General features: G+C 44.0%; 11 protein-coding genes. 7 read left to right on the plus strand and 4 right to left on the minus strand.

The window, feature by feature from the left end:
• Positions 1–367: 367 nt before the first annotated feature.
• The 6 genes from ABD894_RS07975 (at position 368) to ABD894_RS08000 (ending at position 8,799) form a co-directional block, all read left to right on the plus strand.
• On the plus strand, positions 368–961 hold the full coding sequence (locus tag ABD894_RS07975) for an RNA polymerase sigma factor (RefSeq protein WP_345210479.1): 594 nt from the start codon (positions 368–370) through the stop codon (positions 959–961).
• A 70-nt stretch (positions 962–1,031) separates the two neighbouring features.
• Positions 1,032–1,979 (plus strand): FecR family protein, encoded by a 948-nt coding sequence (locus ABD894_RS07980; RefSeq protein ID WP_345210480.1) that lies wholly within the window; start codon positions 1,032–1,034, stop codon positions 1,977–1,979.
• A 133-nt stretch (positions 1,980–2,112) separates the two neighbouring features.
• Entirely contained in the window at positions 2,113–5,358 is a 3,246-nt protein-coding gene (locus tag ABD894_RS07985) for a TonB-dependent receptor (RefSeq protein ID WP_345210481.1), read from the plus strand.
• 5 nt (positions 5,359–5,363) lie between these two features.
• A complete protein-coding gene (locus ABD894_RS07990; protein WP_345210482.1) occupies positions 5,364–6,848 on the plus strand; it encodes an NHL repeat-containing protein in 1,485 nt (494 codons plus the stop codon).
• A gap of 103 nt (positions 6,849–6,951) precedes the next feature.
• Positions 6,952–7,710, plus strand: coding sequence for a DUF4397 domain-containing protein (locus tag ABD894_RS07995; RefSeq protein ID WP_345210483.1), 759 nt, complete (start codon positions 6,952–6,954; stop codon positions 7,708–7,710).
• 6 nt (positions 7,711–7,716) lie between these two features.
• On the plus strand, positions 7,717–8,799 hold the full coding sequence (locus ABD894_RS08000; protein ID WP_345210484.1) for an IPT/TIG domain-containing protein: 1,083 nt from the start codon (positions 7,717–7,719) through the stop codon (positions 8,797–8,799).
• A 299-nt stretch (positions 8,800–9,098) separates the two neighbouring features.
• On the opposite strand, the gene hxlA is transcribed toward ABD894_RS08000, so the two are convergent.
• From hxlA to ABD894_RS08015, 3 genes are read right to left on the minus strand one after another with little or no spacing between them, the layout of a single operon-like run.
• Positions 9,099–9,731, minus strand: coding sequence for a 3-hexulose-6-phosphate synthase (hxlA, locus tag ABD894_RS08005; protein WP_345210485.1), 633 nt, complete (start codon positions 9,729–9,731; stop codon positions 9,099–9,101).
• 43 nt (positions 9,732–9,774) lie between these two features.
• The gene (gene hxlB, locus ABD894_RS08010; protein ID WP_345210486.1) at positions 9,775–10,365 is read right to left on the minus strand and encodes a 6-phospho-3-hexuloisomerase; all 591 of its coding nucleotides are present in this window, start codon (positions 10,363–10,365) and stop codon (positions 9,775–9,777) included.
• Between the two features lies 1 nt (position 10,366).
• Positions 10,367–10,534: a hypothetical protein gene (locus ABD894_RS08015; protein ID WP_345210487.1), complete on the minus strand. Its 168-nt coding sequence runs from the start codon at positions 10,532–10,534 to the stop codon at positions 10,367–10,369.
• A 32-nt stretch (positions 10,535–10,566) separates the two neighbouring features.
• Here ABD894_RS08015 and ABD894_RS08020 point away from each other — a divergent pair, with 32 nt between their 5' ends.
• The gene (locus ABD894_RS08020; protein WP_345210488.1) at positions 10,567–11,430 is read left to right on the plus strand and encodes an AraC family transcriptional regulator; all 864 of its coding nucleotides are present in this window, start codon (positions 10,567–10,569) and stop codon (positions 11,428–11,430) included.
• A 425-nt stretch (positions 11,431–11,855) separates the two neighbouring features.
• Here the strand turns inward: ABD894_RS08020 and ABD894_RS08025 are convergent, their stop codons facing one another.
• The gene (locus ABD894_RS08025; protein WP_345210489.1) at positions 11,856–12,836 is read right to left on the minus strand and encodes an HNH endonuclease; all 981 of its coding nucleotides are present in this window, start codon (positions 12,834–12,836) and stop codon (positions 11,856–11,858) included.
• Positions 12,837–12,911: the final 75 nt, after the last annotated feature.

Raw genomic sequence — 12,911 nt, forward strand, 5'->3', positions numbered from 1 at the left:
TTGAAATCAAGTAAGGTCTTGTATTATTACATGATGGCGGGTGCTCTGTTATTGTGCAAAGATGGTTTGATGATTGAGGCTTCTTAGAAACAGTTGAATTACTTCAGCACAATAAAGAATGGCCTCAAATAATTACTATTAATTTGTACCGGAAATAAGGCCTTTATAACGCCAATCAATCTTGTTGTTTTTAATGATTTGCGAAATACACGTTTGCGGTAGAGTGGGTTGTGCAAAGCAGCCCGCATATCTCCGGCGTCGCCCGGGACAGAAAAACAGCTTTTTTTATGCGGGAATCAGAGAACCAGGCCCGTCGGCCTTATATCCGTTTTAACATTTTGTTTATATAAACGGCGTATATTTGTATATGACTGTATCTTCTGCCATCATAGCAAATCTTAAACAGGGTGATGCGGACGCGTTCAGTTATGTATTTGATCAGTACTGGCAGCAGCTCTTTCGTGCGGCCTATAAACGCGTTGCCGATGACCAACTGGCGCAGGATATCGTTCAGGATGTTTTTCTGCAATTATGGGATCGCCGTGAAACGCTGAACATGGATAGTGAAACGCTTGAGTTTTACCTGTTGCGCGCGGTACGGAACAAGGTGATCGATCATTATAATTCCACACAGGTTAAAGAGGACGTATTGCAGAAAATAATGTATCGGATGGAGACTATGAGCCAGGATAATCATGACCTGAAACGTTACCTGGAGCTGGAAGAATTTGTTAACGATCATATCGATACCTTTCCGGAAACTATGCGCGCTGTCTTCCTGATGCGCAGCGATAAATTTACCGTACGGCAAATAGCCCTTGCATTAAATCTGGCCGAGCAGACCGTAAAAAACAATATCACAGAAGCCACGAAGCGGCTGCGGGCAGCGCTCAGCAAAAAGTTCAGTGACGAAGAATTCATAGCGGCTTTTATTATTGCCTCGGTATTAACAAAAATTTAACCTAACTATAACATTTTCTTGAGGTACTTTAAGGCCGGTTTCCTGTGTATAGGTTAAACACCAGTACACATTGAATAAAAGAAGCTTTAAACAACTCCTTACTAAATATCGGTCGGGCAGGTTGGATCAACCGGGCGAACGTTTCGTGGAAACCTGGTACGAATCGCTGGAAATAACCAGCGAAGATCCGCTCAAAGACGAGCATAAAAGTGACGCCATAAAAAAGGCGTTACAGACGGCACTTTTCGCACACGTCCGTCAACCACAAAAAATCCGCCGGATCAATCCATGGTATTATGCGGCTGCCGCCTGTTTCCTGTTTGCCATGCTGGGTGTCTGGATGCTGAATAAGCCCGCAAAAGAACTTTCCGCTGATACCTACACCATGATCAAAACCGGGCCCGGTGCACTGAAAAAAATTGTCCTGCCGGATAGTTCCGAAGTTTGGCTGAATGCAGGCAGCGCATTGCGCTACAATGACCGCACTTTTGCAGCACGGCGTGAAATTTATCTGGATGAGGGCGAGGCGTTTTTCAGCGTGGTGAAAAATCCGGCGCGTCCATTTGCAGTATATGCGCAGGGCATATCAACAAGGGTACTGGGAACATCATTCAACGTGAAAGCGTACCGTAAACTCAGCTATGCTTCGGTACAGGTTAAAACCGGTAGGGTACAAGTAAACACCGGCAAATACAAGCTGGATACGGTTACCGGTTCGCAAAGCATTGTCTACGACAAACGATCCGGCAAAACCATCAAAAACACAGCAGATGAAACTACTCCCGGCAGTTGGGTAAACGGCATAACTGTTTTACAAGAAGCCACTTTCGACGAGCTTGCGCTCGCTTTGAAAAATCAATATAATGTTACGCTTACCACCAGCAATGCCGCCATAAAAAGGCACCATTATACTATCAATATCTTACAGCAAAAAACAGCAGATGAAACCCTGAAGCTGATTTGTGCTATTCATCAAAATAAATACAGGAAGGATAAAAATGAAATTATAATATACTAAGCCCGAACCCAGCTCACAAAAAAGAAAGCGGGCTGTGCTAACAACCCGCTGACTTCTTTACAGTACCATCATCTGGAAAATCATTGTACTGTTCCCGTTAATCATTATTCATCATTTACAGGCATTCAAATTTATGAAAAAAAGCACATTGCTTATCAGGCAAGCTATGCGAATTTCTATAGTCATTATTATTGTTGTTTTGACATGCGGCCAGGTTATTATGGCGGCCAGTTCAAACGCGCAGATACTTCAGAAAAAGATCTCCGTAACTTTCAGGGACGAAAGTTTAAGCGCCGCCTTGCAGCGTTTAAATAATTCAGCACAAATATCACTCGCTTACGATGGTACCGCATTAGGTATCCATAAGTTTAAAATAAAGGCCCGGAGTTTTAAAAATACGGTTACCAACGATATTTTAACTTACCTGCTATACAATACCGGAATTGTATTTAAAGAAAATGACGCCGGTATTGTACTATCACCCAAACCCCCGCCGGTAAAATATGGCAGTATAAAAGGGCGTGTGGTTGATTTTGAAACGTCTGATCCGCTGCCCGGCGCTACAGTGCAGATCATCGCGTTAAAAAAAGGTATCACAACCGACGCGAACGGTTATTATAAGCTACATAATATCCCCGAAGGAAAACATACTATTACGGTATCGTTTACCGGGTTCGAAAAATCACAGTTAGACAATGTACAGGTATCTGCTGATAAAGAAACGATCATCGACGTAAAGCTTAAAGCCGGAAACGCGCTTAGCGAATTGGTTGTTTCCGGCACATCCCGCCGCAAAGTGATTAATGCTACCGATGCGGAACTGGTAGCAGAAGTACGGCAGGCAAGGAGTGTGGTATCCGGCGTATCCAATGAGCAGATCGTTAGGAGTATGGACCGCGATGCCGCCGAAGTTGTGAAACGCGTTGCAGGGGTAAGCGTAAATAATGACCGTTTTGTGGTGGTGCGTGGTTTGAACCAGCGCTATAATGTCACCTTTATCAATAACAACCTCGCGCCTTCAACCGAGTCGGACAGTCGTGCTTTTTCTTACGACCTGATCAGCAGTAACATTATTGACCGTATGCTGGTTTACAAATCACCGGCGCCCGACCTGCCCGGCGAATTTGCCGGTGGTGTGGTGAAAATTTATACAAAAAATGCCATGCCTACGCAGCAAATTGATATCCAGGTATCAACACAATACCGGCCGGGTTCAAGCTTCGCGGATTTTAATACTTACCAGGGCGGCAAATTCGACCTGCTTGGTTTTGATGACGGTACACGCCGATTGCCCGATATACCATCATCTGAGGCTTACAATTATTTAAACACAGCCGAGAATACAAAGTATGCTAAAAAATTTAAGAACATTTACGGTTATACCAACACCAAAACCAATGTAGATAAACGCATGCTGTTTAACTATTATGATTCGTGGCGTGTGTTCGGTAAACGGTTAAATAATCTGAGTTCTGTTAACTATACCCAAACGTATGACCATAACCTGATCAGCAGGCAAATGGGTAATACTGACGCCATCCGTAATTACAGCGAAGCCGACCAGAGCGTTGAAAATGTAAGGCTCAGCCTGATCCAAACTAATAGTATTACTATACGCGACAGTAGCAAGATCGAGCTGAAGCACTTCGTCAACCAGTCGGGGCAGGATCGCGTGCTGCTTACGGTGGGCTCAAAAGACGGTTTTTTTGATAGTGAAGAAAAACGGGTAGACCTGGCCTACAGAAGCCGGTTCCTGTACTCGGGGCAGCTAAGCGGAAGTTTGTTCTTTAACAAAGGCAAAACACATGCGACAGGTAATGCGGGCTTTTCGGCCATACGGCAGAACGAGCCCGATTTTCGTGAAATACTGTATAGCCGGAGAAAAGTAACTGGTATAGGCCCCTTTGACGAAAACCCGAATGAAAGCTGGCGGCAGGGGGGGATTGAAGGCGGCTTTCAGCGCCGTATGTACACTAAAATAAATGAGAATGCCTATTTAGCCAGCGGCGATATAGAACATACGCTGAGTAACGGCTGGCTTTTAAAAGCAGGTACCCTTAACGAGTTCAAAAACCGCGACCTGGGTTTGCGCACTTTTTCACCCATACAAGGCCCCAACTTTTATGGTACCGAACCTGTAGTAACCGAAGACAGGGTACAGGAAGCCTATCAGCCCGATAATTTCAGGGCCGATGGTACCGGTTACATTATGCGCGAATTCACCTCGCCTAACGACAGCTACATCGCCGTCAACCAAAACCATTCGGGTTACGCGGCGCTGAACGTTCCCTTGCTTCATAATAAACTGGATGTATATGGCGGTATGCGTGTTGAGTATAACCGGCTGCGCATAGTAGGCTCTGAAAGATTAGGGCAGGCGCCGTTTCCCATTGTAGTTAATCAGCCCATCACCTCGTTTTTGCCATCGGTAAATATTACTTATAAACCGCAGGCAAGTATAGTAATAAGAGGCGCTTACGGCAAAACCGTTAACCGGCCCGAATTCAGGGAAATCGCGCCATTTAGTTATTTCGATTTTGTGAACCTGCAAACCTATAACGGTAACCCTGATCTCACCACGGCCAATATCCAGAACTTTGACCTGCGTTTTGAGCTTTATCCTGCAAGCTTGCTTAAAAATGAGATGATCAATTTGGGGGTGTTTTATAAAACTATTGACCATCCTATTGAGGCGGTATTTGATTATGACAAAAACACGCAGCGCTTTTACCCCGATATCCGTTACCGCAATACCAGCGCTACCAAAATATATGGCGCTGAGGCCGAGCTGCGGAAAAACCTGAGTTTTATTGCCGGCGATTTGTTCAGGAACCTGTCGCTTATTGTAAATGGAGCCTACATCTACAGCCGGGTAAACGTACCCGGCACCGAATTTACAGCCAGCAATACCACGCCGCGTAAACGCCCGCTGCAAGGCCAGGCTCCTTACATTATCAACACGGCGCTGAGCTATGAAAACAGCGCCTGGGGTACAAAAGCCACCATCACCTACTTCGCTATGGGCAGTACCCTGCAGTTTGTAGGGAATAATGATTTTACACCTAAGGATGGTACGCCGCCAAGCGCGCAGGGCAACAGTTTGGGCGGTTTCGCCGATGTTTTCCAGGCGCCACGCAACCTGCTCGATTTTGCCATTACGCAACGCATCAGCAAGACCCTGCAAATAAAGGCTGGTGTACAGGACATTCTGAATAACGCCATTATGCTTTATGAAGACCAGGACCGCAATTTCAAATACAACAAAGAAGTGATGCTAACCGACCCGCAAAACGGTAGCCGCTACAGTGCGCACGACAGCGTATTCAGCAGGTTCCGCCCAGGTTCGTACTACTCCATATCGTTCAATTTTATTTTCTGATTACCATGAAAAGAAACATAATAACCTTACTTTTTTTCATCCTGACAATTGCCTTGTCGTGTAAAAAAGTTGATAAAGAAATAGATCGCCAGAATGCCGGCTCGGGCATTGTTGCCTTTGCACCGGCCAGTGTGTTACTGGGCGATACGATAACCGCTTTTGTAAAAGTAGGTATCAAAAATGCCGGTGCTTCGCTTAAAATAGGTAATGCGGATGTAAGGGTATTATCGGTTACCGCTGCAAAATGGGAAGGACGTGACGTAGAGGCCTGGAAGATTATTGTTCCCGCTAATGCGCCGCTTGGCGAACCATCTGCAGAATTAACGGTGAACGGCCAGCGTCAACCGGCATTTTACGGGCTTCAGTTAAACGAGCCCCCCGCATTGATTGAGGGAAAAGTAACGGTTTCGCTGTTTGCAGGCGCTTACCACGAAAAACAGAACAATGATTGTGGCTTTGAGATCATCTACCCGGCAAAAGACGGAACGGCATTGCAGGCTCAATTTGGCAGGACAAACCTGGTAGCCTGCAGCAAGACAGGCGGGATAATTTATGTGGTAGAGTACATCGAAAGTTACGGTTGCTCGGGCACGCCCGAAACACAAACAACCCTTGTACGCAAAATTGAAAACGGCATGGTTACTACTATTGCCGGCGGGGGTACAAATCCCAATGGGAATGGTTTGGCGGCGAAGTTACCCACTGTGGTAAGGGGATTTGCCGTGGCACCTAATGGCTTGCTGTATCTTACAGTATTTGAGCAAAACTTTGAAAATGATGGCTACAGGCATCGTATTATAAGCATTGATCCTTCATCCGGTAAAATAGCCACGGTAACAGGCGGCCAAATAAAAGAAGGCTATTATGGTTACATTAAAGATGGACCGGCACAGTATACCGAAATACTTGATGCCGGTGATATGTGTTTTGACCGTGAGGGCAACCTGTATTTTCTGGACATGAATGGCCTGTGCATCAGAAAGCTTGATGTTAAAGGAAATGTTACAACGCTTTTTGGAGCTTTGAAAAGCGAGATCATTGAGAATGAAACGTACCTGATGGTTGATTATCAACGTTACGGGCACGAAGATGGTTTCGGTAAGGACGAAGCACGCTTTGGTACATTAAGCGGTATTGCCATTGCCAATAATGGTAAACTATATGTTACTGATAATGGCGGCGGTCCATACGGTAAATGTATCCGTGAAATAAACCCGGAAACTAATGAGGTAGCGACAATTATTGGGAAGCCGTTTAACGTCTCGGGCAAAGAAACGGGAACTTTTAAAGAAGTAAGCGGTCAGCCGATTGGTATCAGCGATGCCTTTGTGGGTATGGATGTTGATTTTGACGGCAATCTTTTAGTGACCAGCATGTATGGCGTACTGGCTATGAAATTATATAAAGTGGACCTGCAATTTGAAACCGTGAAACTGATAGCAGGCGGTGGTTATACGCCCGACCCCACCAAAACAGTACCGGGAAGCTAGGCATCGCTGTATGGCGGCAATGTCGCATTTGATGATAAAGGCAATTTATATATCGGCGACAACGTCAATTACGTGGTGCGCAAAATTGAAAGGACAAACTAACATGAAGATGATAAAAAAACTAAGCGGCTTGCTACTGTTTACAGCTATCCTTTTTACAGGTTGTAAAGAAGAGGGTAATCTGCCGCCACAAACTGAATATGCGAATCTGATCATTTACAACGGCGCGACAGGTTTCCTGGGCGATGCCGATTCTGCCAAGGCTTTTGTTTATATCGATACAGCCAATTCGCCAAAGGATTATCCGGCCATAAAACTTAACTACAATTATGTATACCCGGGACCTTTTACCGGCATACCGTCTCCGGTTCAGTATATGGCCGTTAAAACCGGGCAGCGCAGACTGCGCTTCGCCTTACCAAACAATGATAAAATTACCGATCATGTTTTCGATATGGCTGATCATACCTACCAAACAGCCTATTTGACTGACAGTCTTTCGTACATGAATGTTTTGCTTACCCGCGATACTTTGGTGCGGCTGGAAGACAAGGCACGCATGCGCCTGATCAACCTTTCGCCGGACGCCGGCCCCGTGCAGCTGTACCTGGATACGCTGGCTGTTACCAATTTAAAAAGCCGAGGATATAAAAGCGTTGCTGAGTTCGTTCCCGTAGACCGAAGTGATTATGCGGCTATCAGGATACGCAGCCTGAAAGATGAAACGCTGCGAACGCTCATCCGTAAGTCTATCCCCATCAGGGCAGGGGGGAGCTACACGGTAATTTTGAGGGGTTATATGAACCCGCCCGATAAGGATCCCAATAAATCAATTAACCTGTCTGTTTTAATTAACCAGTAACCCATCATGAAAAATTATATCATTATTATAAATTGTCTTTTACTGCTGCTGACATCCTGTAAGAAGGATGAGCAGCAAGCGCAAAATAGACCGGCACCTGTAATCAGCAAAGTAACACCTGCTATAGGCCAGTCGGGCGATACCATCGTTATTGATGGCGTCAATTTTAGCGCGCAAATGCAAGCTAATGAGGTTGCCGTGAATGGCATACCCGCGCAGGTTATTGCCGCATCTGCTGATAAAATAAAAGCCATTATCCCCTTATTTAGCCAAAGCGGGAATTTGCTGGTTACCGTAAATAACGTAAGCGCAAAAGGACCCATGCTGACAGTAATTCCAAGTCCGGCCGTAAAAAACATATCTACAGAATACGGTTTTGCCGGTGATACCCTGACCCTCAACGGCGAACATTTTGCACCTGAAAAAAATGATAATTACATTGAGCTAAGCGGGCAGCGTACGCCGGTAGTGAAACAACAGGGCGATACCCTGCTCAAAGTGCTCATCATTGCCGGAAACGAAAATGGAAGGTTATTTTACAGCACCTATAATGGAAAGAAAAAGGAGATCACCCAAAAAATAACTTTGCGCAAACCTTACACCGGTAATCTGATGGATGCCATCAAACAAGACCCGGGTTTTTCCTACACCAATGCAATACTGGAGCGTATGAAAGAATTTTACCCCGCATTCTATCAAAAAGTACAGTCTATATGGAATAGTGCAGACCCGCACACGCTCTTTTTGCGTGACAATGACGCGTTAAAGAAACGAAATCCAAGATTTACCTCGGTAAATTATGTACGGCAATTCGCTGATCCGCAAAGCTTTTACTATGTTTTTCTGGCCAGTACCATCAATGGAAACATTACCAGGGACAAATTTGAAAGCAAAGAATACCCGTCCGTACTTTCCGAAGAAGAGATGTGGGGCGGCCCCGGTTCCGGTGGTAACCCGGATTTTTTTATACCCGTAAGCCTGATCCACACCACCGAAGTATCCTCCGCCAGCATCTTTTATAATGACCCGGACAAAATCACCAAAACAGATTTGAAGGCCACTAACGGCATCATTCATCAAATAGAGTAGTTACTTAGCCGATTAACCGATATACCAGCCAGGAGATATAATTTTTGTGGAGGGTATTTTAGTGTCGGTTTTTTTATTTAGCTAAATTACACATTATGCAAGGCATCAGCAGTACGCATTAACTGCGTTTGAATGATGCCTTGCTATTGAATAAATCTTTATAAATAAGATTTTAGTGAATACTGGCTATCCGATCAACATCTCATCAACCGCAGCGACGTGAAATGTTACATCTTCGAATTGTATTCATTGACGGCATTGCTTTTATTTATAGGTGTAGCGGCGGCTTACAGCATGTATTATACCGCGTCTATAGCCTCGCGCAATGCTTTAGCTGCCGCCGCCGGATCTTCGGCTCCATAGATGGCTGCACCTGCAACTGCTACCTGGGCTCCGGCTTTAATAACCGAAGCAACATTGCTCAGGTTTACGCCGCCTGCTATAGAAACAGGTACACCAGCTCTTGCTGCTTCATCTATCAGCACCTGTATAGAATAGCCTGCTGTCCATTGTTCATCTAATCCGGCGTGTAACTCCACGAATTCAACACCCAATTCAGTTACTTCCTGGGCACGTTTCACGCGGTCAGGGTAACCGATGGTGTCTACAACTACACCTTTGCCATGAGCTTTGGCTGCTTTAACGGCACCAATGATGGTGGCATTTCCGGCAGCACCCATAACGGTAACCATGTCGGCGCCTGCGCTAAAAGCGATATCAGCTTCCAGTTCACCGGCGTCGGCAGTTTTTAAATCAGCGAAAACCAGCTTATCCGGATGTGCTTCTTTCATCGCGGTAATTACGGCAGATCCCATGTTTTTGATCAGCGGGGTACCGAGTTCTATAATGTCTACATAGGGTGCAACTTTTGCGGCAAGCGCTAATGCTTGCTCTGTTGTCAATAAGTCTATTGCTACTTGTAATTTGGCCATTGTATTATTTATTAATTTGAAAAATGATAGAATTGATTATTAATTACTCCATGTTTGCGTGACGCTTCCAAAGCTCTTCGGCAGGTGTCCCGTCAAGTTTCCATAACTCCGTGAATACCGCGTCACCTAATAGGAGCACAGCCTGTTCAAAAAGGCTCCCGGCGTATTGTATTGATTTAGTACCGTTACGATCTTCTTTTTCTGCTGCCGGTATCAGGATGTGTACATCCGCTAACCCAGCCAGCGTAGAGGATGCGTTAGTCGTCATTGACATGACGCGTGCACCCACCTGTTGAGCTTTTTCCGCAGCTTTTACTATAGTGCCCGTTGTTCCTGATCCTGAGGCGGCCCATAACAGATCCCCTTTTTGGATAGCCGGGGTGGTTGTTTCGCCGACAAAAAACACACGTAATCCCAGGTGCATCAGGCGCATCGCGACCGAACGCATGGCAAAGCCGGAACGACCCGAAGCGATCAGGAAGATGGCGGATGCCTCGTTGATATTGCTGATCAGTTCTCCGAAATTGCGATAGTCGATCGCTTCTGCCAGCATAACGTTCTCCTGTATTATCTTCGCCAAATTTGCTTTGACCGCGGCAGCGGTTTCTTTATCAGATTGGTTCGTTAACTCCATTTTAAGCTTTTAATTCTTCGGCAAAAGTATCATCTGTGCCAACCGGAATGGTTACACAAATAGCCACATTGGGTGGACTATTTGGAAATAATATCAAGCGAAAGTCATTAATTTCAAGTCTTCTATATGCGATTTCCGAATAGTCCACCTTAATTATCTGATTGTCCACCAGCTTTATTTTGTAGTACTTACCTTTACGTAATGACGAATGATATGAAGGAAAGCCGCCTGGAGAGCGCGATGATCTACATCAGGAATTTACATAATTGCCCGCCAAGTTATTTGAATGATCCGGGAAGAAAAGACTTCTTTGAGATTGTATGGTTAAAAAATGAAGACCCGCTTCATGCTTTAAAAACAAGTGATTTTGAGGTTAAAGGAGATTGGATTTACCTGATACCACCTTACCGGGTACACCAACTGAACAAAGCGGGAAAAAACGGGGAGTTGATATCGTTTAAAAGGGAGATTCTGGAGGAAGAGGATAAAGAATTTTTACTCGACATTTTTAAGATATTTAATGTGCAGGGTGAGTTTTCCTGCCTCAGATTGGATAAAGCGGCGGCAGATGACCTGAGCGGCATTTACAATTTATTGATCGGTGAATACCAGAAGTCATCCGGGCACCTGATAATCCTGAAAACTTTGCTGAAAGTGTTTCTGTTGAAATTGATCAAGGTTAAAGAGGAGGAATTTACTACACATGATATCCACCAGAAAAGGGTATACGAGTTTTTGATGCTGCTGGAAGGGAACTATTTGCAGGTGCGAAATATCGATTTTTACGCGGGCAAACTTGACATCAGCTCCAAGCGGTTAAATCAAATTCTCAAAGAAAAATTGAATAAAACCGGTACGCAGATCATCCATGATCGTATTATATTAGAAGCTAAGCGCCTGATTATACACAGCGAGCATACCATTAAGGAAATAGCCTTTGAGCTTGGATTTTCTGATCGTCCTTATTTCAGCCGCTTTTTTAAAAAACAAACCGGACAAACGCCGGATGAATTTCAGAAACAGGCACAAAATCATTTGAAACTGAAATCAAATACGTTAATTTAATGATCTCCGGAAATATCAAAAAACCTTCAGAATGTACATTTCTGAAGGTTTTTACTTTAGGTCATATCGTAATTTTGATTTGCGATCGTATCCTGCAATTATTCGAACTGATCAAATAGGGAACGATCACGGTGCCGCGGATGATCCTAACCCACTTGTACAAGACGAAAAAACCCGCTCTACGTGCTGTAAAGGGGGTTTTTAACGATGTGCGCTCACCTGGGCTCGAACCAGGGACCAAAAGATTATGAGTCTTTCGGGGTAACCACTTTACAGTGGGGCAAAAAGTAAGTTTCTGACTTACAGAGGCTAATTTAAGACTATTTTTCGATTTGGTCAAGAACGGTCTGTGAAGTATTTGTGAAGAATTGTAATTTTTCAAATGACTTAAACGATTTCAAAATCACAAATCAATCTTAGAAAGATCACTCCCTTAACTGCATTTTTTCAATCAATTTTTCAACTCTTCGATAGCGCGCCTCCTTCTCCTTCATATTATCGCGTCCAATTAGGTGAAGAATTTCGAAATGATGCCTCCCTAATATTATGTTTACATCCTTTTGCATTACCTCCCCAGTTTTAAGGTCAATTGCATAGGTCTTATTTATGTCCGGACCATGGTAGTCTGAGTTTAGCCGGATCAAAACGTTTTGCATGTTGAATAATTCCACATATGCATATAGCACACGTTTACTTTTATCTCCTCTCAGGTGTATAATATGAGAAACCTCATTTTCTCCAAGATTATGAATTTCGTACCGTTCTGGCCTCACATAAAAGAAATATGCCATTTCATTTTCAGCTTCTTTTCTCATTACGCTAATAGCCAGTTGCACCCACTCGATTTCATATCCCAATTTAATATAGAAATTAACCGCAATTTTAATTACAGATCTAAAGAAGTCTTCCCCTCCAAATCCAATATCAAATTCTTCATTAGAAAGTGAATTCTGAATTTTATAGTACTTACCACCAGGCTTTTCCTCATAGAATCTTTCGGAACTTATTGAGTATTTCTTTTTTAGCTGCGCTTTCTTTTGCTCTATGAACTCCTTAAACTGAGCGTCCTCCACATATTCCGTTATTTTTTTACCATCGGGTAATATGGTAGTCAGCTTGGAATGAGGTTTAAGCCCTTTACCTACAATCTTAAAATCGCCTTCAGGACTTTTCATTGGGACGGCTATATCCTTTCTTTCCCTCTGCCTACTAATTCCTAAAAGGTCGGTGAAATTTTCAAGCTGGTCATTTAACACTTGATCAATGCCACTGCCAAACAGATTGTTACAAGCAACACATAATAGGCCCCTCGATTTCCACCTTCCTCCAATACTATTGTTAATGATATGCTCAAGGCTATTATTAGTGCCGTCGAATCGAACACCGCAACTATAACAACTATCCATTGGGTAAAATCCTTTTTTATAAAGATCGCATTAATAGCTATTTGATAAAAATGACTCCAATTATTTAATTTTATA

Source organism: Mucilaginibacter gynuensis (assembly GCF_039541195.1).
Taxonomy (GTDB): domain Bacteria; phylum Bacteroidota; class Bacteroidia; order Sphingobacteriales; family Sphingobacteriaceae; genus Mucilaginibacter; species Mucilaginibacter gynuensis.

Bases quoted from the DNA above. Each gene is read 5' to 3' on its own strand.
- ABD894_RS07975 (WP_345210479.1), top strand. From the start codon at position 368: ATGACTGTATCTTCTGCCATCATAGCAAATCTTAAACAGGGTGATGCG.
- ABD894_RS07985 (WP_345210481.1), top strand. From the start codon at position 2,113: ATGAAAAAAAGCACATTGCTTATCAGGCAAGCTATGCGAATTTCTATA.
- ABD894_RS07990 (WP_345210482.1), top strand. From the start codon at position 5,364: ATGAAAAGAAACATAATAACCTTACTTTTTTTCATCCTGACAATTGCC.
- ABD894_RS07995 (WP_345210483.1), top strand. From the start codon at position 6,952: ATGAAGATGATAAAAAAACTAAGCGGCTTGCTACTGTTTACAGCTATC.
- ABD894_RS08000 (WP_345210484.1), top strand. From the start codon at position 7,717: ATGAAAAATTATATCATTATTATAAATTGTCTTTTACTGCTGCTGACA.
- hxlA (WP_345210485.1), bottom strand. From the start codon at position 9,731: ATGGCCAAATTACAAGTAGCAATAGACTTATTGACAACAGAGCAAGCA.
- hxlB (WP_345210486.1), bottom strand. From the start codon at position 10,365: ATGGAGTTAACGAACCAATCTGATAAAGAAACCGCTGCCGCGGTCAAA.
- ABD894_RS08020 (WP_345210488.1), top strand. From the start codon at position 10,567: ATGACGAATGATATGAAGGAAAGCCGCCTGGAGAGCGCGATGATCTAC.
- ABD894_RS08025 (WP_345210489.1), bottom strand. From the start codon at position 12,836: ATGGATAGTTGTTATAGTTGCGGTGTTCGATTCGACGGCACTAATAAT.